Below are 18,567 nucleotides of genomic sequence, written 5' to 3' on the forward strand. Positions count from 1 at the left end.
GGGTGAGCAGGGCTGGAACACTTTGGTAACCTTGTTCAATAACGTAAAATACACAGCTTGCCGTTAAAGCTTTGTTCGAGCTTTTCATTGGTTTTGAGTAAGGGGCTCGTGCGATGCAGGTCCACGGTTCGAATATTAAATCGTCAACTTTTTTAACCGGAATCTCCCGGTCCGCCCGCATTTCTGCGGCTGCGTTCACGGTTGTCGCTTCCTTGATGGTGCCTGCCGCCGCACGTGACAAGCAGCCCGTAGAGGTCACTGCCGAAGTGCAGGACAATGCGCCCCTGCAGATGATGGTGTCGATCAAGGAGCAGCGGATTAACGTTTACCGCGGCACCGAGCTGGTCACCAGTTCGCCGATCTCTTCCGGCAAGACAGGCCACTCGACACCGACGGGCGTGTTTTCGATCCTGGAAAAGCGCCGCAAGCATTTCTCCAATCTCTATGACGATGCGCCGATGCCGTTCATGCAGCGCCTGACATGGTCCGGTGTTGCTCTGCACGAAGGTCGCCTGCCGGGCTATCCGGCGTCTCACGGCTGCATCCGTCTGCCACGCGCTTTCGCCAAGGACCTGTTCGGCATCACCGAGCGTGGCCTGCATGTTGTTGTCACGAGCGATGAAGCTGCGCCGCAGATGATCTACAGCTCGGTCTTGCCCCAGCCGGTTGCCGTCGGCAACACGGTCGCGAGCCTGTCGAGCAAGATGATCGAGGCCGATCCGGCGCTGCGCGGCTCCATCGAATCTGCCGCAATCCAGCCGGACATGTCCTCTGCCAACGAGATCCCGGAAAACTTCAACCAGCCGCTCCGGATGATCGTGACGCCTCGGGCGCCGGAGAATCAGGTCAAGACGCTGCAGCGTCTTCTCGGTCAGATGGGGTTTGATGCAGGCCCTGCTGATGGGGTTGCCGGCCGCAAGACCCGCGCGGCCATCGAAACCTATCAGGAAGGTGCGGACCTGCCCATCACAGGACGGATCACCGATGGCCTTGTCCGTTCCATCTATGCAGATGCTGGCTACGAAAAGCCGACCAATGCTGTTCTGCGCATCCGCCGCAACTTCAAGGATGTCTATGAAGCCGGTGTGACCCTCAAGGATCCGGCGGCGCCAATTGGCACGCATGTGTTCACGGCGCTGGGCTTTCAGCATGGCGCGACCCGGACCGAGTGGATGGGCGTTGCCGCTGAAGGCACGGAAGCGGGAACTCCGGAAGAGGCGCTTGCCCGTCTCGAGATCTCCGAGCGTGTCCGCCGCGAGCTTGGCGAGATGCTGACCCCCGGCAGCTCCCTGATCATCACCGACCGCAGCTTTGCCCGCAATACGGGCCTCGGCACGGATTTCGTGGTGATCACGAACTGAATTCAAGCTGCGCCGACGAAAGACGGCTGCGCAGCTTGCGAATTGCCTGATCAGTCAAGATCCCGGTTCGGTTGAAATTACCGGCCGGGATTTTTGCTTTCTGACCCAGACGTTTGAGCAGAACCGACCTGGTTTCCAGAGCAGCCCGAACTCCTTTGACGGGTAACGCCTGCCGATCCTGATGTGCAGTTTCCGGCGGAAATTTGCCGTTTAATCGGCATGGCCCGACCTTGCGTCACCAAACTGTTGCAACTCTCACGTATCCGGATCCGAACCCGAGGCAAGGATTACGGGAGAGGGCAAGATGACGTCCGGAACTTTGAAAGCATCGAAAGACCGGCTCGGCAAAGCCGTACACCGCTCCAGCGCCACGTCGCGCGAGGGCATGCTGGAACGCCTCTTCACATTCGCCTTCAAGGGCCTTGTCTATCCGCAGATCTGGGAAGATCCGGACGTGGACATGCAGGCGCTCAAGCTGACTCCGGACTCGCGCATGGTGACCATCGCCTCCGGTGGCTGCAACGTCCTGTCCTATCTTACGGCCAACCCGGCGGAGATCACCGCGGTCGACCTGAACCGGGCACATGTGGCTCTTGGACGGCTCAAGCTTCTGGCCGCCAAGCGCCTGCCGAATTACGACACTTTCTACCGCTTCTTCGGCGAAGCGGACGAAAAGGCCAATATCGCAGCCTATGAGCGCTTCCTGCGCGACGAGCTGGATCCGGCTTCCCGCAGCTACTGGGAAGGCCGCGATCTTGCCGGCTGGGGCCGCAAGCGCATCTCGCTCTTCTCCCGCGATCTCTATCATCACGGCCTGCTGGGCTATTGCATCGGGGTTGGCCATTTCGTCGCCCGGCTCTATGGCATCGACCCGAAGCACATGGTCCGTGCCCGCTCCCTAGAAGAGCAGCGCAGCTTCTTCGACACCGCTTTGGCCCCGCTCTTTGACAAGCGGCTGGTGCGCTGGGCGACCTCCAAGAAGATGTCGCTCTATGGTCTCGGCATTCCGCCCGCGCAATACGAGGCGCTCGTCTCGGCCAGCGCGGAAGGGGACATGTCCTCGGTTCTGCGCCAGCGTCTGGAAAAGCTCGCCTGCAACTTCTCCATGGCAGACAATTACTTTGCCTGGCAGGCCTTCAGCCGCGGCTATGCGCCGGTTGAAGGCGGTGCTGCCGGCCCTCTGCCGCCCTATCTCAAGCGCGAGCATTTCGAGGCGATCCGCGAGCGTTCGGGCCGGGTGCGGGTTCTGAACCGGAACTTCACGGAGCATCTGCAGAGCGAACCGGACAGCAGTCTGGATGCCTATGTGCTGCTGGATGCCCAGGACTGGATGACCGATGCCCAGTTGAACGGGCTGTGGGATGAAATCACCCGCACCGCCAAGCCGGGCGCGCGCGTGATCTTCCGCACCGCCGCCGAGCCGACCCTGCTTCCGGGCCGCGTCCGCGATGAAACGCTGGATCGCTGGACCTATGAAGCCGAAGAGAGCCTCCGGTTGAACAACCTGGACCGCTCTTCGATCTATGGCGGGTTTCATCTTTATGTCTTCAAGGGATGATGCTGCGCCGGCAACGGCAGACACAGCCAGGGTCATGGATGCGGTCTACCGCAACCAGCGCCATTTCTACGACCTAACCCGGAAATACTATCTTCTGGGCCGGGACCTCCTGATCGAGCGGCTGGAGCCGGAAGCCGGTTCCCATGTGCTGGAGCTTGGCTGTGGAACGGGGCGCAATCTGATTGCGGCGGCCCGCCGTCATTCGAATGTCCGGTTTTACGGCATCGACATCTCCTCGGAGATGCTGGAGACGGCCACCGCCAACGTGGCGAAGGCCGGTCTCTCCGACAGGATCCTGCTTGCAAAAGGCGATGCTTCCGATCCGTCAGCGCCCTCGGTCTTCGGCGTTGGGGCGTTCGAGCGGGTCTTCTTTTCTTACACCCTGTCCATGATCCCGGTCTGGCGCGAGGCGCTTCAGACAGGTGCGGGTGCTCTTGCGGAAGGCGGCCGTATATCGGTTGTCGACTTCGGGCAGCAGGAGAGGCTTCCGGGCTGGTTCCGAGCGCTGCTTCATGCCTGGCTGGCCAAGTTCCATGTCACCCCGCGTGCGGGGCTGGATCAGGAACTGGCCGTGCTGGCAGCGGCAGAAGGTCTTCAGAAGCGCTTCCTGCCGCTTTATCGGGGCTATGCCGTCTACGCGGAACTGGGCGCAGACGGCGCGAGCCTTTATTCCCCGGCGACGAAATAGTGCAGGGTGCCATCCTTGCCGATGCCGACCCGATAAAACAGCCAGACCCCATAGGCCTCCATTTCGGCAAAGTCCGTCGCGGTGATCAGGCGGAACATCTCGACCTTCTGCTCCTTGGTCAGGGACGCAAAGGGATAGCGGGCGAAATAGGGCCAGATGTACATTTCCTGGGGCGTGCCTTCATCCACGTGGATGAAGCCCGCATCCAGCGTGTCCGCCAGGATGGCCAGGACTTCAAGCCCGTCCTGGTCGCCGGAGACGCCTTTCAGGAACTCGATCGGATCGCCGATCTCCGTCAGGGACAAGGTCGGCGGAACCTCGTTGGATTCCAGCACCATGCGCAGCTTGTCCATGTCGCCGGACTTGGCTGCATCCATCAGCTGGTCATGCATGCGGGCGACAAGCGGCGGCAGGCTGGACCTGTCGTAAAAGACCTGTGGCACTTCCGTCGGCGCATTCGGGCTCTTGCCGATCGGCTGAAGCTCTTCGTCGATGATCGGCAGGTTTTCTTCCATGTCGCCGGTTTCACCACCCGTTGCGTCCGGCAGGTCCTCATCCGGAATGGACGCTGCATTGGGGTCGGCAACGGTCGGCGCAACCAGGATAGTGTCTGTCTTGACCGTCTTGGCGGCGGCAGGAAGCGATCCCGCGCAAACCATAAGCACCAAGGCGATTGCTGTCCTCAACATGAGCGGCTCCGGGCTGTCTCTTCTGGTGATGGGCACTCAATACACATATTCGCCCCCTTGCGGCTACTCACAATCCGCTTGTGTCCTCCGGGACTTGCGCCGGTGCGGCAGGGAAGGTATCGACCCCGGTATACGGGGCCAGATACCTAGGCTCATTGCGGAAAGCGAGCGCGTGACAGACTTGTTCCATCTTTTGGTCGGAGTTGTGATCGGCATTGTGACCAGTGCACCTGTCGGGCCGGTCAATATCATGACCATCCGCCATGCGGCCTTGCGCGGCTGGCGGGAAGGCGTCGTCGTCGGGTCAGGCGCCGTGCTTGCCGATGCGCTCTATGCAGGCGTCGCGATCTTCAGCATTTCCGCGGTAACCCAATTCATCGAAGGCCATGCCGACTGGATCAAACTGGCAGGGGCGTTGCTGCTCACCGGCTTTGGTCTCAGGGTCATGATGACCCACCCGCATATCGAGAACACAGAGCATGAGGGGATGCAGGGCATGGGCCGCGATGCGGCCGCAGCTTTTCTGATGACCCTGACCAATCCCGGCGCGGTGCTGGGGTTCATCGCGATCATCGGCGGGCTTGGGCATTGGCGGCCGGAGCCGGAGGATCATGTGGGCAACCTGGCCATGGTGCTGGGCGTGGCGCTTGGCGCCCTGTCTTGGTGGTGCATGATTTCGGCGCTGGTAGCGCGCTACAGCTCCAAGATCGATGATGCCTGGCTTGAGCGGGCGAACCGCATTGCCGGCATTCTCTTGCTGATCTTCGCGCTGACAGTCTTTGCAGATCTGTTTCTGGACTTCATCTGAAGACTCGGAACCTGAAGACCCGGAAATGGCGGGCAAGAATCAAACAGGGCGGCAGAGCCGCCCCGGTTTCAACTTGTTCTCTTGCTGATCCGGTACAGGACCAAGCCGAATGGCTCACTGCAGAATGCGGTTGACCGTGTAGTCGCCGCGCAGGATCCGGTCCGGGAGACCTTCTGCAAGCTTTGCAACGGCGTCTTCACCGTAGGTCGCGACCAGATCGGCCAGAGCCGTGAACATCGCCGCATGCGCCACAGCATCCGTATCGACGCCGGAAGCAATCGCTTCGGCCCATGCATCAGAAATGAAGCCAAGTGCTGCCCGCCGGATATCCTCGTCCTCGGCGAACTCTGCTTCCATCTCTGCTTCGTTGAAATCGTCGTAAGTCATTGTTCCCCTTGCCGCTTTCTCCCGCGCAAGCCCCCCGGGAGCTGAAAGGCGGATAACGAATCTCTAAGAAGAATCCTAACACGGAGGGGCTGAGTGTTAACCGGGGGTGAACATCTTCTTAACGTCCACCCACAGTATTGATTGCACTCATTAACCAGTTTCTAAGAGATGACGCAGGGGATTGGCTGATTACCGCCCGTATCGGCCGGTCACATCCGAGATCAATTTCTGGCCTTCAGTCACATACTGTTCCATTGCGAGACGTGCAGATGGGGTGCAGTTGCGATAGACCGACGCGAATCCGCGATGACCTTGGTTGAAACGCTCGATGTAACGGCGCCGCTGATTTGCCTCGTCCGTTTCCGCTTCCAGAAGGGACTGCATCTGGTCGCGCCAGCTGGGGGTGTCGGCGGAGCCGCACAGGGGACGAAGAACATCCAGTGCGCCCAGCACCTCCGCAAGCCGCATGAGATCTGCCTCATAGGGCGGCGCTTCCCGCTCGCTCTGGGCAGCTGCAGGGGAGGCCGCAAGAAGTGCGGCACCTGCAAGGAGGCTCAGGCATGATCTGGGGAGCAGGCGGCGTTTCATGGCCGGATCATGCTGGTTTCAATTGGGACACGCAACATCCAACAGCGGCCGGGCAGGGGAAAACCGCTGGCGGCGTGATCCCCGGTCAGCGTGAGGATGCAAGCAGACGGCGGATCCGGTCCGGCGTGCCGGGCGTTGTCGGCCTATCTTCCAGATCTTCCGGATCAAGCCAGGCGGCCTCCATCGCATCATCTCCCGCTTTGAGTATGCCCGATAGATAGGGAGCGGCAAAAACGGTCAGGACGAAGTGGCTCTGCACTTTCCCGTCTTCATCGCGCTGGATGCTGTCGAAGATCTCGGCAGGTTCGGTGAGGGAGGCAACGAGGCCCGTTTCCTCAAGCAGCTCCCGTTCGGCGGCTTGCTTCAGGGTCTCACCGACTTCAACCATTCCCCCAGGCAGGCTCCAATGTCCGGCAAAGGGGTTCTTGCCGCGCCTGATCATCAGCACCTTGTTCTGGTGATGGCACAGGACGCTGACGCCCAGAAGCGGGACGGGGGGGTAAAGCCGGGGCACAATCATGACAGAGTTCTACCATGCCTGCCGGACAGCGCCAGCCATGTGGAGGACCAGCAGGTGATCAGGCAAACAGGGCGTCGATTTCCGCCTGCGCATCTTCGCCTTCAAGCTGGATGGCATCGGGTCTGACGTGGCCATGAATGACACCACTGGCACTGGAAATCAGCGGCTTGATCTCATTGGTCGCGACATCGGCGATCTGCTGGGCGACAATGGAAATGTCTGGAGTGTTGCGAATGAGCTCTTGAGCCGAATGCACGGCTTCATTGATCTGGGACACATGCTTTTCCAGATGCGTCCGCAGCTTCACAGGCGCAGCATGATAGGCAAGGACCGCGAGCTTCTTGTCGGAAAAGTTGGAGCCTTCGAAATGCGCCTCGTAGTCGAGCGGTTCCCAGTCCAATACATCCGCAGCGCAATCCGGCATGGCCGGAAGCATCTCGAGCAGCATGACCACTTCGTTGAAATGGTTGAGGTAGTCCGTGGCAAGCCCGGTCGACGGATTGATGTTGGCCTGTTCCAGCCGATCGGCGGACAGAAGTCCAGCACCGAGAACTGGAGCGTCGAGTTCCATTCTTGTCCCCCACGAAATACAATAGGCTGACCCTAACTTGTCTTTGTTGCCAATTACCTAACTTAATGTCAGGCGAGAAACATGTGTGGCCGCTTTCTATTGACGTCCCCGCCCGAAGCAGTGCGGCGCCTGTTTCTATATAAAGAACAGCCGAATTTTCCTGCCCGATACAACATTGCGCCCACCCAGCCGGTCGCGACGGTGCGAAACGAGCATGGCGGCCGCCACTTCGAACTGGTGCGCTGGGGGCTGATCCCGTCCTGGGTAAAGGACCCTGCCAGCTTTACGCTTCTGATTAATGGCCGGGCCGAAACGGTTTTGGAGAAGCCCTCGTTCCGCAATTCCATGCGCAATTGCAGATGCCTTTTCCCGGCAAGCGGCTTTTACGAGTGGCGGCGCACGCCCGAAGGCAAGCAGCCCTTTCTCATCCGCCCGGTGGATGGCGGGATCATGGGATTTGCCGGCTTGTGGCAGACATGGTCAGACCCTGATGGCGGGGACATCGACACGGCTGCAATCGTGACCACCGAGGCCAACAGCCTGATGGCGCCGATCCATAACCGGATGCCGGCGATCATCATGCCCGAGCAGTTCGATGATTGGCTGGATACGGCGAATGTCATGGCCAAAGACGCCCACAAGCTTTTGCGGTCAGCACCCGATGGCTATCTTGAAGCCATTTCGGTCTCTTCGCGGGTCAACTCCGTCGCCAATGATGATGAAGCCCTGGTTGAAAGGGACGAGGTGGCGGCTGCCAAAGCGCCGTTGCCTGCCCCGCGCCGCAAGAAGGCTGGCGGCGAGCCGCCGGACAATCAGGGGCAGCTTGATCTCTTTTGAGGGGACAAGGACTTTCCAAGAAACTTCTGGTCTGCAGCCGCTGGGGCGGCTATGAGGGCGCAAATCCAAAAGGTAGCCGCATATGACCGAATTTGACGAAGACGCCCTGGCCGAAGCCTATAACCGTGGCCTCGAACTGGAGAAGTCTGGCGATCTGGATGGCGCGGAAGCGGCCTACCGGGAGGCGCTGTCGATCGACCCTTCCGACACGGGCGGGGTTTCGATCCGGCTGGCTGCCATGGGCAGGGCGCCTTCGCCCGAGACCATGCCGGAGGCCTATGTGGCCACTCTCTTTGATCAGCATGCGGATGTGTTTGACGACATTCTCGTCGATCAGCTGGGTTATTGTGTGCCGCTGCTGCTGCGGGAGAAGGTGCGTGAACTCGGGCTTGGCCCTTTCGAGCGCCTGCTTGATCTGGGCTGCGGCACGGGCCTGACCGGTGTGGCCTTCGACGATTGCACCGGTCACAAGACCGGTGTGGACCTGTCTGAACGTATTGTCGAACTGGCCTTCGACCGGGAGGTCTATGATGACCTTTATGTCGGCGAAGCTGTTTCCTTCCTTGAGGAGTTCGAGGAAGAAGATGGCAGCCTGCCTTCCTGGGACTTCATCGCCGCAACGGACGTCTTTCCCTATCTTGGGGCTATCGAACGGATGATGGCCGGTGCTGCGAACCGGCTGGTTCCTGGTGGCTATTTTGCCTTCTCTACCGAGACCCTGCCGGAAGAGGTTCTGGGCGGCCGGCCTTATATGGTCGGGCGCAAGCAGCGCTTTGCCCAGGGCGAAGGCTATCTGCGCAAGGGGCTGGATGAGGCCGGGTTTGAGCTTGTGCATCTGGAGCCGATTGTCGTGCGCCTTGAGGACGGGGAACCTGTTCCTGGCCATCTGGTCATTGCCCGCAAGGCGTGAGCCGGCTCTGGAAAGCAAAAAAAGCGGGAGCCACTGGCCCCCGCCTTGTGCGCGTCTTCCTTGAGTGAGGAAGATCAGCTGTAGCTCATCCGTCTGAGCAAGGTCAGTTCCTGAGCCAGGGACTGATCGGACTTCACCTGTTCTTCGATCTTGCGGACCGCATGAAGCACTGTCGTGTGGTCGCGGCCGCCAAAGCGCTTGCCGATCTCCGGCAGGGAGCGCGGTGTCATGGTCTTTGACAGATACATGGCGATCTGGCGGGGACGGACCAGATTGCGGGCCCGGCAGGAAGACAGAAGATCCGCCTTGCTGACATTGTAGTGCTTGCAGACTGCCTGCTGGATATCCTCGATCTTGATCTGCCGCTTTTCTCCGGTGCGCACCAGATCATTGAGGATCTTGTCCGCGAGATACGGCGTGATTGCTTGGCTGGTCAGCTGGTGATGGGCAAAGAGCCGGTTCATCGCGCCTTCGAGGTCACGGCCAGAAGCAGTGATGTGGCTGGCGACATAGTCCAGCACTTCCGAAGGAACTTCAAAGCCTGGCAGCTTGGCCTGGGCCGCCTTCAGCCGGGCGGTCAGGATGCCCCGGCGCAGGCTGAAGTCCTGTGCGTGGAGCTTGACCACAAGGCCGTTGGTGAAACGCTGACGCAGGCCCGGATCCAGCGTGTCGATGTCCTGGGGCGGACGGTCAGCTGCGATGATCACCTGCTTCACGGGTTCGATCAGGAGCTGAAGCGTTTCGCAGAACTCTGCCTTCACCTGTTTTCCATGAAGGAACTGCATGTCGTCGATCAGAAGAAGGTCAAGGGACGCCAGCATCTTCTTTACCGCGTGGCAGGACCGGGATTTCAGTGCTGGCACCAGCCGGTACATGAAATATTCTGCGGTGAGGTAGGAGACATTCAGGCCTCTGGAGCGGGCAAGCGCCGCGACCGCCTGCAGAAGATGGGTCTTGCCGTGGCCGACCGCCGAATGCAGGCAGAGAAGATTGACATGTTCCGCGCTGCCATCAGCGATGCTTCTGGCTGCTTCAACGGCAAAGCCATTGGATTCCCCTGACACGAAGGTGTCAAAGGTGAAGCGGCGGGTCAGGGGCGCACCTTTCAGGAACTCCAGAATGGTCGCGTCATCCGCATCGCCAAGGGCAATGGGAACCTGCGGATAGCGCAGGGCGTCCGGCAGGCTGGTCTGCTGATAGTCTGCACGCACGACCGCCAGGCGCGGGCTGCTGCCCATCCGGTCAAGATGCTTGCCGTGACCTGCGATCTCATTCATCTGAGGCTTGGGGCGAAGGGCCCCGCGAACAACCAGTTCTACGCCATTCACATCCTCGCATTCTGTCCGCCACAGACCGAGGAGCCGCTTTTCGTAATGGCTTTGGATCCAGTTCTTCAGAAAACGGGTCGGCACCGAAAGCCGGATGGTCCTGCCGTCCTGATCTTCAAGATTGACGCCGCCAAACCAGTTCTGGAAGGCATCGTCGCCAAGTTCTGCCCGGAGCTTTGTTCTCACGCGGTCCCAGCCATCCGCGTTGGTTATGGTCTGCACTTGCATTCTCGCCTCCTGAAAAGGAAAGCGGCCAACTCATCCGCCAGTTTTTGTCTGGCCCGGTCAAGCACACACCCACCTGCCGGGCTTCGTTTTTGCGGATTGATCCGCAGTCTTCTGGGCAAACACTCCCGCCATTACAAACCGGAGTGATTTGCATTCACGCGCACTGTATTCGTTGTATTTAAGTAAAGAGTGGAATTCTATTTATGACAGATCGTTATTTGCCTGTCCTTGTAGTTTTCGCAAGGTTATCTCTAGTTCTTACTAGATTGAGCCGAGGCGGTATTTCATTGTGAAATATCGCAGGCCTTTCTTGCTGTCGCCTGATTCCAGTCTTGCTTAACTGACGTAAGTATTGAACAGCAAAAATGAGAAAATCAAAGAAAAATTAACTTCTTGCAATTTTTTGGAGCTATTTGGGCGAATTTCCCCCGCAAGTCATAGGTAAAATTGACGGATTCCTGCTCCCTCATAATTCCCCTGGGTATAGGCTCAGCCCTGGTTTGTAGGAAATCCTTGGTGAGACTAGGAAAATTCGGGTACTGAAAAAAATCAGAAGGGCCTCAGTAGAATTGTCCGAAGACGGGGAGAATTCCGCCATTCTTGCCGAGTGAAAACACTTATATCTTCTTGCGCTGTGTTGCCGGACAACGATGAGCTTATGAGTTGTGCAACTTTTTCGTGTCCGTGAGATTGATCTCACGGACACGTTGGTCAGGCCTGCAATTTCTTCAGGCTGAGGTGCGGTTCACCGTCCGAGGTCTTTTCAACCGTCCTGCCGTCCGGACCTATCGTGGCATTCACCCGCTTTCGGAAGGCGGAGAAGCTGTCGAAGGCCACCACATCGACGGGCGTGTCGAAGTCGATTGCCAGACGGAACCATCCTTCCGCACCGATCCTCGACACGGAAACGAGCGTGCCGGTGAAGCTTTGATGCAGATAGGTTCCGCTGACCCGGTCGCCCGGAGACAGGGTGAGGTCTGGCTGATTGCCCTTGGCGGCAAACAGCGTGTTCCAGTCCCGGTAGCCATATTGGCGGGCAATGAGGTCCAATGCCTGGCCATGGCTGGGCGTTTGGCCACTGCCGGAAGGAAGGGCAGCTCTTAGCCGTTTGGCCTGAGCCTTGAGGTCGGTAATCGAGGGAAGTGTCATGGATCGCGCCTTTCCGCGGCCGCAGGCATTTCCATGTGATGGGGCCCGCATTGCCATCGGCCTGCTTTTCGCAAAGGCTGATCTTGCCGGAAGCGGACGCTCAGGCCGCTGCCGCGAAGGTTTCACCATGGCCCTTGAGAGGCTGCGAGCGGCCGGGACCTTCTGCCCAGCCGCCGAAATAGGAAGCCGCTGCGCCTTTGTCAAGATTGGGCCTGAAGCATGGCGCCCGGATTGAGAAGGCCCTTGGGATCGAGCGCAGCCTTGATCTTGCGCATCATCTCCAGCTCGACGTCGCTTTTGACCTCGGCAAGCAGTTCCCGCTTCATCCGGCCGATGCCGTGTTCTGCAGAGATCGAACCGCCGAACTCCATGACGATGCCGTGGACCAGGGCGTTCATCTCGTCCCATTTCGACAGGAATGCCTCCCGGTCCCCATCGACCGGCTGGCTGATGTTGAAATGGATATTGCCGTCGCCAAGATGGCCGAAGGGCACGGGCCGGCAGCCGGGGATGAAGCCGATGACTGCGGCGATGGCCTGATCTAGGAAGTCCGGAATGCGTCCGACCGGGACGGACACATCATGCTTGATGGAGCCGCCTTCCTTCTTCTGGACCTCCGACATGCCATGGCGCAGCCGCCAGAACTCGGTGACCTGTCCGACGGACTGGGCGATCGTCGCATCCTCGACCTCGCCTGCCTCGAAGGCTTCTGCGAGGATGGACTCCATCAGATCCTTCACCGGGAAAGCTTCCGAGCCGCTGGAGAGTTCCAGAAGGGCATACCACTGGTGCGGGGCAGTTAGCGGATCACGGGCACCGCTCAAGTGGGCGGTACAGAACTCCATGCCGATCCGCGGCATAATTTCGAAGCCGGTCAGAACCGGACCTGCCTGCGCCTTGGCCAGGGAAAACAGCTTCAGGGCGGCATGGGGATCGCGCATGCCGGCAAAAGCCGCCTCAAGTTTCTTCGGCCTGGGGAAAAGTTTGAGGGAGGCGGCCGTGATGACCCCCAAAGTGCCCTCTCCGCCGATAAATAATTGTTTCAAATCATAACCGGTATTGTCTTTCCGGAGGGTTCTGAGACCGTCCCAGACGTCCCCATTCGGGAGCACGACTTCCAGTCCCAGGACAAGATCGCGGGTGTTGCCATAAGCCAGAACCGCGGTGCCGCCGGCGTTGGAAGAGATGTTGCCGCCGATCTGGCAAGAGCCCTGAGAACCGAGCGAGAGAGGAAAAAGCCGGTCGGCTTTTTCCGCTTCCTGTTGCAGGGTTTCAAGCACGATGCCGCTGTCCACGGTGATCGTATAACCATCCGGATCAATGGCTCTGACAGAATTCATCCGGCTAAGGGAAAGGACGATTTCTTCTTCGGTTTCCAAAGGGATCTGGGCTCCGACGAGCCCCGTATTGCCGCCTTGCGGAACGATCTTGAGGTGGTGCGCATAAGCATATTTCATCACCGCACTGACCTCGGCGGTGGAGGCCGGGCGGAGCACGATCTGCGACTTGCCCTGATACTTGTCGCGCCACTCGCGCAGGTACGGCGCCTTGTCATCGTCGCGTGTCAGCACATGCGCCTCTCCGATGATCGCGGCAAATCCGGCTGCGTGGTTCAGGGGCTCCATGAGCGCATGTCCTCATTTCTGAAAGGGTCAAATCCGGGCGGTAACATAGTGGCAGGACCCTGAGCCGTCGACGGTTCATTCCGGTCTTGGCAGTCTTGAAGGATGAGGGGGGGTGTGCCATACGGTGCCGACCCATTTGAGGGTGAGGGAAAGTATCCTTTTGGAGATGACGATGGCGGGAACGCAGGGATTGATGAACGGCAAGCGCGGCCTGATTTTGGGCGTCGCGAACAACAAGTCGATTGCCTGGGGAATTGCCAAGGCCTTGAGCGACGCCGGTGCAGAGCTCGCGCTGACCTATCAGGGTGATGCCCTGAAGAAGCGCGTTGAGCCGCTTGCCGAGCAGCTGGGCGCATATGTTGCTGGCCATTGCGACGTGACCGATCCCGAAACGATCGATGCCGTGTTCAAGGGCCTGGAAGAGAAGTGGGGCAAGATCGATTTTCTCGTTCATGCCGTTGCTTTCTCCGACAAGGATGAGCTGACCGGTCGTTATGTAGAGACCACCTCTGCCAACTTCGACCGCACCATGAACATCTCCGTCTATTCTCTGACCGCTGTCACCCAGCGCGCCGAGAAGCTGATGAGCGATGGCGGCTCCATCCTGACGCTGACCTATTACGGCGCCGAAAAGGTGATGCCGCATTACAATGTCATGGGTGTTGCCAAGGCGGCTCTTGAGGCAAGCGTCAAGTATCTCGCCATGGATCTCGGCCCGAAGAACATCCGCGTCAACGCGATTTCTGCCGGTCCGATCAAGACCCTGGCAGCTTCGGGTATCGGCGACTTCCGCTATATCCTGAAGTGGAACGAGTACAACTCGCCGCTGCGCCGCAATGTGACCATTGAAGATGTCGGCAACGGCGCTCTCTACCTGCTGTCCGACATGGGCGCAGGCGTCACCGGTGAAATCCAGCATGTTGACTGCGGCTACAACATCGTCGGCATGAAGGCTGTCGATGCTCCGGATATTTCGGTCAACAAGGAATAAGGGCCTTTGGTCCTGATCAAGCCGGCCTTCGGGCCGGCTTTTTTGTTTCTGCCATTCTTGCCTTTTATATTGCGCTGGCCTTATCTCGAAGGCCCTCCCGCCGGACACCCGTCCGCACTGTTTTCAAGAAAAGCCCGCACCGGAGATTTCATGACTTCGACGCCCGCCACCTACAATCCGGAATTTCTCATCTTCATCCGTCACGGTCAGACGAGCTGGAATGCAGAAGGCCGGATGCAAGGCCAGAAGGACATTCCGCTGAACAGCATCGGCGAAGTCCAGGCCAGCGGCAACGGCGAACGGCTGAAGGCCTTTTTCGCGGAAGAAGGGCTGAGTGCCTCCGGGTTTGATTGGGTTTCCTCGCCGCTTGGCCGCACACGGGCGACCATGGAACGCTTGCGCAAGGCCATGGATCTCACCCCTGAGGACTATCGTCTACAGGACATTCTGAAGGAAATTTCCTTCGGGGACTGGGAAGGCTTCACTCTGGAAGAGCTCGCCGAGCAGGAGCCGGATCTCGTCGCGAAGCGCCGTCTCGACAAATGGGGTTTCGTGCCGCCAAAGGGTGAAAGCTACGAAATGCTTTCCGGCCGGATCGAAAGCTGGCTGGTGTCCCTGGACAGGCCGAGCGTCGTGGTGGCCCATGGGGGCGTCTTCCGTGTGCTGAGAGGGCTGCTTGAACGCCTCGATACCACCGTGATCCCAAAGCTTGATGTGCCCCAGGACAAAGTGTTCGTCTGGCGGGACGGCCAGTTCCGCTGGGTGTGAGCAAAGGGCTTCCCTTCACATCACTTCCACGCCATCGTGACAGTGTCCGGGGTGCAGCCTGCAATCCGGTCACCCGTATATTGCGTAAGCGGCAGGGGAAAAGGAGAGGCCATGTCTGCGGCTGAAGACTTCTTCTATCGGGATCTGCCCGCGTTTGCCGACTTCAACACGGTCGGTGACACGGCTTCCTATCGGCCGGTTCCTGGCGATTGGGTGGTGCTGGCCTCCGATATCGTGCGCTCCCGCGACGCCATAGCGGCCGGCCGCTACAAGGACGTGAACATGATCGCGGCTGCGGTCATCTCGGCGGTTCTGAACCGGGTGGGCCGTGACAAGGTGCCGTTCGTCTTCGGTGGGGATGGTGCATTCCTGCTTGTCGCCGCTTCCGATGAAGAGGCAGGCCGGGAGGCGCTGGCAGGCATTGCCCGGCTGGCTCACGAGGAATCTGCGCTGGATCTGCGAATTGCCGCCATTCCTGTTGCACACTTGCGGGCGCAGGGGGCGGATATCCTGCTGCGGAAATATGAGCTCGGTCCTGACACCTATCTTGCCATGGCCATTGGCGACGGCCTTGAGCTGGCCGACCGGATCCTGAAGGATCCGGAGGAGGTCAAACCCTTTGCCGTCCGGATCGAAAGCCCGCCACGGCCCAATCTTGACGGCCTCTCCTGCCGCTGGGAGCCCTTGCCATCGGAGCGTGGCCGGATCGCCTCTCTCATCATCAAGCCGCGCCGGATTGGGGCGGGGCTGGTGCCTCTGGCCGAAATTCAGGAAGGTATCCGGGATATTGTCGGAAGAGATCCTTTTGGCGAAACGGTGGATGCCAATCACGTCACGCCGTCCAGGCTCCGCTTCAAGTTTCCGCCCCCGGGCCTGTCGCTGGAGGCTGGCTATGCCGGGGCGAACTGGAGCCGGAGCCTGCAATGGCTGAAGGGCGCGCTGCAGAGCCTTGCCTTCGTGATCTCCTACAGGACCGGCTGGACGATCGGTCCGCTCAACCGCGACCGCTATCTGAAGGAGATCAGCCGCCAGACCGATCATCGCAAGCTCGATGATTCCCTGCGCCTGGTGCTGGATGTGACCCTTGAACAGCTTGAGAGCCTGAAGGCCTATCTGGAGACTGCCTTCCGCAATGGCCGTCTGGTCTTCGGCCTGCACGAGGCGGACAGTGCCTTGATGACCTGTTTCGTCTCGGATCTCGGGGCAAGCCATCATGTGCATTTCATCGATGGGGCAGATGGCGGCCTTTCCATGGCAGCAACTGACTTCAAGCAGCGACTTGCCTCGCTCAGCATGGGGGTCTGAGGTCTTTCCACTCTGCTTCCGCACTTGAGATCGGCGTGCCTATGGCTTATCGCTTGCGCCAAGATATCAAGCGGATCCGGAGCGTTCCGGACCGGCAGAGGGAAGCCAAGGCATGTCGCATAATTCGTTCGGCCATCTGTTTCGCGTGACCACCTGGGGCGAAAGTCACGGACCGGCGATCGGCTGTGTCGTCGATGGCTGCCCCTCGCTGATCCCGCTCACCGAGGCCGACATCCAGGGCTTCATGGAAAAGCGCAAGCCGGGTCAGTCCAAGTATACGACCCAGCGCCGCGAGCCGGATGAAGTGAAGATCCTGTCCGGCGTCATGGTGGATGAGGACGGTGTCCAGAAGACTACCGGCACACCGATTTCGCTCTTCGTTGAAAACACCGACCAGCGCTCCAAGGATTATTCCGAGATCAAGGACCGGTTCCGCCCGGGCCACGCGGATTTCACCTATGATGCCAAGTATGGCATCCGCGACTATCGCGGCGGCGGCCGGTCTTCTGCCCGTGAAACGGCTATGCGGGTTGCCGCCGGGGCTGTTGCCCGCAAGGTCATTCCGGGTGTCACCATCCGCGCTGCGCTGGTGCAGGTCGGTCCGCACAAGATCAACCGGAACAACTGGGACTGGGCCGAGATCGACAACAACCCGTTCTTCTGCCCGGACGTGGAAGCGGCTTCCCTGTGGGCCGAGTATCTGGATGGCGTGCGCAAGGCTGGCTCTTCTGTCGGCGCTGTCGTCGAGGTCATTGCCGAAGGCGTTCCTGCCGGTTGGGGCGCGCCGCTTTATGGCAAGCTCGACACGGATCTGACGGCAGCGATGATGTCCATCAATGCGGTCAAGGGCGTGGAAATCGGCAATGGTTTTGAAGCTGCCTGCCTGACAGGCGAGGAAAATGCCGACGAGATCCGTATGGGTGCCGAGGGCAAGCCGGTGTTCCTGACCAACAATTCCGGTGGCGTTCTGGGCGGCATTTCCAACGGTGATCCGCTGGTCGTTCGCTTCGCGGTCAAGCCGACTTCTTCCATTCTGACCGAGCGCAAGTCCATCACCCGTCAGGGTGAGGAAGTGGACGTGATGACCAAGGGCCGTCATGACCCCTGCGTTGGTATCCGGGCGGTGCCAGTGGGCGAGGCGATGATGGCTTGCGTGCTGGCTGACCATTTCCTGCGCCACCGCGGCCAGATCGGCTGAGGCGATCACATCTTTGCGAGCAGGGCGGAAAATCCCGCCCTGTTACGTTTGGATACAAACTTCGGGGTGGGCAGGCCCGCTCCGGACTGCTTCACTTCCCTCCGAAGTGCGCGGTTCCCAGGAACCGGTCACCAGACAGGAGGGAACGATGAACGAGATGACGCCCGTACGCCGCAAGACGGCCAAGGACTTCCCGCAGGAACTGCTCGAACTCTACGATTTCTATGCCCATGGCAAGATTAGCAAGCGTGAATTCCTGGACAAGGCCGCCCGCTTCGCGGTCGCAGGTGTCACCGCTGGCATGCTGCTGGACCAGTTGAAGCCGGACTATGCTCTGGCACAGCAAGTCGCTCCCGACGATGCCGGCATCGAGACCAACCGCATCAGCTATCCCTCGCCAAACGGCAATGGCGAGGTGAACGGCTATCTGGTGAAGCCTGCCGGGGCGACGGGCAAATTGCCGGCCATTCTGGTCATCCATGAGAACCGGGGCCTCAACCCCTATATCGAAGATGTCGCCCGCCGCATGGCCAAGGCCGGGTTCCTGGCGCTGGCGCCCGATGGCCTGACGTCCGTGGGCGGCTATCCCGGCAATGATGACGAGGGCCGTGAACTCCAGAAGAAGGTCGACCCGACGAAACTGATGAATGACTTTTTTGCAGGTTTCGAATTCCTGCTGAAGCATGAGGCCTCCACCGGCAAGGTCGGAGCGGTCGGCTTCTGCTATGGCGGTGGTGTCGTGAATGCGATTGCGGTGGCCTATCCGGAGCTCTCTGCCGGTGTGCCCTTCTATGGCCGTCAGCCGTCAGCAGAAGACGTTCCGGCAATCAAGGCGCCGTTGATGATCCAGTATGGCGCCCTGGATGAGCGCATCAATGCCGGATGGCCGGCCTTTGAAGAGGCGCTCAAGGCCAACAACAAGACCTATGAGGCCTATATCTACGAGGGGGCCAACCATGGCTTCCACAATGACACGACGCCCCGATACGACGAGGCGCAGGCGAAACTGGCGGAAGAACGCACCATCGCCTTCTTCAAGAAATACCTTTCCTGACCTG

Annotated in this window: 19 protein-coding genes; 11 read left to right on the plus strand and 8 right to left on the minus strand. The window is 59.7% G+C overall.

What is annotated here, in order from left to right; translation table 11 throughout:
- The first annotated feature begins 215 nt into the window (after nucleotides 1-215).
- The 3 genes from BUA94_RS03620 to BUA94_RS03630 all read left to right on the plus strand — a co-directional run bounded on the left by BUA94_RS03620 (nucleotide 216) and on the right by BUA94_RS03630 (nucleotide 3,607).
- Nucleotides 216-1,361: a L,D-transpeptidase gene (locus tag BUA94_RS03620; protein WP_139251044.1), complete on the plus strand. Its 1,146-nt coding sequence runs from the start codon at nucleotides 216-218 to the stop codon at nucleotides 1,359-1,361.
- A gap of 304 nt (nucleotides 1,362-1,665) precedes the next feature.
- On the plus strand, nucleotides 1,666-2,919 hold the full coding sequence (locus BUA94_RS03625) for a BtaA family protein (protein WP_073008913.1): 1,254 nt from the start codon (nucleotides 1,666-1,668) through the stop codon (nucleotides 2,917-2,919).
- Nucleotides 2,903-3,607, plus strand: a complete 705-nt coding sequence (locus BUA94_RS03630) for a class I SAM-dependent methyltransferase (RefSeq protein WP_208979955.1) — start codon at nucleotides 2,903-2,905, stop codon at nucleotides 3,605-3,607. The genes BUA94_RS03625 and BUA94_RS03630 overlap by 17 nt, the downstream gene beginning before the upstream one ends.
- Here the strand turns inward: BUA94_RS03630 and BUA94_RS03635 are convergent.
- Nucleotides 3,586-4,296 (minus strand): hypothetical protein, encoded by a 711-nt coding sequence (locus BUA94_RS03635; protein WP_073008917.1) that lies wholly within the window; start codon nucleotides 4,294-4,296, stop codon nucleotides 3,586-3,588. The two genes, BUA94_RS03630 and BUA94_RS03635, sit on opposite strands and share 22 nt — an antisense overlap.
- A 172-nt stretch (nucleotides 4,297-4,468) precedes the next feature.
- Here BUA94_RS03635 and BUA94_RS03640 point away from each other — a divergent pair, with 172 nt between their 5' ends.
- The gene (locus BUA94_RS03640; protein ID WP_073008919.1) at nucleotides 4,469-5,104 is read left to right on the plus strand and encodes a LysE family translocator; all 636 of its coding nucleotides are present in this window, start codon (nucleotides 4,469-4,471) and stop codon (nucleotides 5,102-5,104) included.
- A gap of 114 nt (nucleotides 5,105-5,218) precedes the next feature.
- On the opposite strand, the gene BUA94_RS03645 is transcribed toward BUA94_RS03640, so the two are convergent.
- The 4 genes from BUA94_RS03645 to BUA94_RS03660 all read right to left on the minus strand — a co-directional run bounded on the left by BUA94_RS03645 (nucleotide 5,219) and on the right by BUA94_RS03660 (nucleotide 7,170).
- On the minus strand, nucleotides 5,219-5,491 hold the full coding sequence (locus BUA94_RS03645; RefSeq protein ID WP_073008921.1) for a hypothetical protein: 273 nt from the start codon (nucleotides 5,489-5,491) through the stop codon (nucleotides 5,219-5,221).
- Between the two features lie 189 nt (nucleotides 5,492-5,680).
- On the minus strand, nucleotides 5,681-6,079 hold the full coding sequence (locus tag BUA94_RS03650; protein WP_073008923.1) for a TIGR02301 family protein: 399 nt from the start codon (nucleotides 6,077-6,079) through the stop codon (nucleotides 5,681-5,683).
- A gap of 85 nt (nucleotides 6,080-6,164) precedes the next feature.
- Entirely contained in the window at nucleotides 6,165-6,599 is a 435-nt protein-coding gene (locus BUA94_RS03655; protein WP_073008925.1) for an NUDIX hydrolase, read from the minus strand.
- 58 nt (nucleotides 6,600-6,657) lie between these two features.
- Nucleotides 6,658-7,170: a hypothetical protein gene (locus tag BUA94_RS03660; RefSeq protein WP_073008927.1), complete on the minus strand. Its 513-nt coding sequence runs from the start codon at nucleotides 7,168-7,170 to the stop codon at nucleotides 6,658-6,660.
- Nucleotides 7,171-7,251: 81 nt separating this feature from the next.
- Here BUA94_RS03660 and BUA94_RS03665 point away from each other — a divergent pair, with 81 nt between their 5' ends.
- Together BUA94_RS03665 and BUA94_RS03670 are read left to right on the plus strand one after the other, a co-directional pair.
- Nucleotides 7,252-8,007 (plus strand): SOS response-associated peptidase, encoded by a 756-nt coding sequence (locus BUA94_RS03665; protein ID WP_073008929.1) that lies wholly within the window; start codon nucleotides 7,252-7,254, stop codon nucleotides 8,005-8,007.
- Nucleotides 8,008-8,089: 82 nt separating this feature from the next.
- A complete protein-coding gene (locus BUA94_RS03670) occupies nucleotides 8,090-8,917 on the plus strand; it encodes a class I SAM-dependent methyltransferase (protein WP_073008931.1) in 828 nt (275 codons plus the stop codon).
- Nucleotides 8,918-8,991: 74 nt separating this feature from the next.
- On the opposite strand, the gene dnaA is transcribed toward BUA94_RS03670, so the two are convergent.
- From dnaA to BUA94_RS03690, 3 genes are all read right to left on the minus strand, one after another.
- Complete coding sequence (gene dnaA, locus BUA94_RS03675) at nucleotides 8,992-10,473, minus strand: chromosomal replication initiator protein DnaA (protein WP_073008933.1); 1,482 nt, start codon at nucleotides 10,471-10,473, stop codon at nucleotides 8,992-8,994.
- 711 nt (nucleotides 10,474-11,184) lie between these two features.
- Nucleotides 11,185-11,622, minus strand: a complete 438-nt coding sequence (locus BUA94_RS03680) for a glyoxalase superfamily protein (protein WP_073008938.1) — start codon at nucleotides 11,620-11,622, stop codon at nucleotides 11,185-11,187.
- A gap of 200 nt (nucleotides 11,623-11,822) precedes the next feature.
- Nucleotides 11,823-13,247, minus strand: coding sequence for an FAD-binding oxidoreductase (locus tag BUA94_RS03690; RefSeq protein ID WP_073008944.1), 1,425 nt, complete (start codon nucleotides 13,245-13,247; stop codon nucleotides 11,823-11,825).
- Nucleotides 13,248-13,419: 172 nt separating this feature from the next.
- Here BUA94_RS03690 and fabI point away from each other — a divergent pair, with 172 nt between their 5' ends.
- The 5 genes from fabI (at nucleotide 13,420) to yghX (ending at nucleotide 18,563) form a co-directional block, all read left to right on the plus strand.
- Nucleotides 13,420-14,238, plus strand: a complete 819-nt coding sequence (gene fabI, locus BUA94_RS03695) for an enoyl-ACP reductase FabI (RefSeq protein WP_073010840.1) — start codon at nucleotides 13,420-13,422, stop codon at nucleotides 14,236-14,238.
- Between the two features lie 150 nt (nucleotides 14,239-14,388).
- Nucleotides 14,389-15,006 carry a histidine phosphatase family protein gene (locus BUA94_RS03700; protein ID WP_073010843.1) on the plus strand — a complete coding sequence of 206 codons (618 nt, stop codon included), beginning with the start codon at nucleotides 14,389-14,391 and terminating at the stop codon, nucleotides 15,004-15,006.
- A 111-nt stretch (nucleotides 15,007-15,117) separates the two neighbouring features.
- Complete coding sequence (locus tag BUA94_RS03705) at nucleotides 15,118-16,311, plus strand: DUF3095 family protein (RefSeq protein WP_073008947.1); 1,194 nt, start codon at nucleotides 15,118-15,120, stop codon at nucleotides 16,309-16,311.
- 112 nt (nucleotides 16,312-16,423) lie between these two features.
- Nucleotides 16,424-17,509: a chorismate synthase gene (aroC, locus tag BUA94_RS03710; RefSeq protein ID WP_073008950.1), complete on the plus strand. Its 1,086-nt coding sequence runs from the start codon at nucleotides 16,424-16,426 to the stop codon at nucleotides 17,507-17,509.
- 148 nt (nucleotides 17,510-17,657) lie between these two features.
- Nucleotides 17,658-18,563, plus strand: coding sequence for a YghX family hydrolase (gene yghX, locus BUA94_RS03715; RefSeq protein ID WP_073010846.1), 906 nt, complete (start codon nucleotides 17,658-17,660; stop codon nucleotides 18,561-18,563).
- The last annotated feature ends 4 nt before the right edge of the window (nucleotides 18,564-18,567 follow it).

The organism is Roseibium suaedae (assembly GCF_900142725.1).
GTDB lineage: Bacteria > Pseudomonadota > Alphaproteobacteria > Rhizobiales > Stappiaceae > Roseibium > Roseibium suaedae.

Coding starts and splice junctions, on each gene's coding strand:
- BUA94_RS03620 (WP_139251044.1), top strand. CDS start 216: ATGGTGCCTGCCGCCGCACGTGACAAGCAGCCCGTAGAGGTCACTGCC.
- BUA94_RS03625 (WP_073008913.1), top strand. CDS start 1,666: ATGACGTCCGGAACTTTGAAAGCATCGAAAGACCGGCTCGGCAAAGCC.
- BUA94_RS03630 (WP_208979955.1), top strand. CDS start 2,903: ATGTCTTCAAGGGATGATGCTGCGCCGGCAACGGCAGACACAGCCAGG.
- BUA94_RS03635 (WP_073008917.1), bottom strand. CDS start 4,296: ATGTTGAGGACAGCAATCGCCTTGGTGCTTATGGTTTGCGCGGGATCG.
- BUA94_RS03645 (WP_073008921.1), bottom strand. CDS start 5,491: ATGACTTACGACGATTTCAACGAAGCAGAGATGGAAGCAGAGTTCGCC.
- BUA94_RS03650 (WP_073008923.1), bottom strand. CDS start 6,079: ATGAAACGCCGCCTGCTCCCCAGATCATGCCTGAGCCTCCTTGCAGGT.
- BUA94_RS03655 (WP_073008925.1), bottom strand. CDS start 6,599: ATGATTGTGCCCCGGCTTTACCCCCCCGTCCCGCTTCTGGGCGTCAGC.
- BUA94_RS03660 (WP_073008927.1), bottom strand. CDS start 7,170: ATGGAACTCGACGCTCCAGTTCTCGGTGCTGGACTTCTGTCCGCCGAT.
- BUA94_RS03665 (WP_073008929.1), top strand. CDS start 7,252: ATGTGTGGCCGCTTTCTATTGACGTCCCCGCCCGAAGCAGTGCGGCGC.
- BUA94_RS03670 (WP_073008931.1), top strand. CDS start 8,090: ATGACCGAATTTGACGAAGACGCCCTGGCCGAAGCCTATAACCGTGGC.
- dnaA (WP_073008933.1), bottom strand. CDS start 10,473: ATGCAAGTGCAGACCATAACCAACGCGGATGGCTGGGACCGCGTGAGA.
- BUA94_RS03680 (WP_073008938.1), bottom strand. CDS start 11,622: ATGACACTTCCCTCGATTACCGACCTCAAGGCTCAGGCCAAACGGCTA.
- BUA94_RS03690 (WP_073008944.1), bottom strand. CDS start 13,247: ATGGAGCCCCTGAACCACGCAGCCGGATTTGCCGCGATCATCGGAGAG.
- fabI (WP_073010840.1), top strand. CDS start 13,420: ATGGCGGGAACGCAGGGATTGATGAACGGCAAGCGCGGCCTGATTTTG.
- BUA94_RS03700 (WP_073010843.1), top strand. CDS start 14,389: ATGACTTCGACGCCCGCCACCTACAATCCGGAATTTCTCATCTTCATC.
- BUA94_RS03705 (WP_073008947.1), top strand. CDS start 15,118: ATGTCTGCGGCTGAAGACTTCTTCTATCGGGATCTGCCCGCGTTTGCC.
- aroC (WP_073008950.1), top strand. CDS start 16,424: ATGTCGCATAATTCGTTCGGCCATCTGTTTCGCGTGACCACCTGGGGC.
- yghX (WP_073010846.1), top strand. CDS start 17,658: ATGAACGAGATGACGCCCGTACGCCGCAAGACGGCCAAGGACTTCCCG.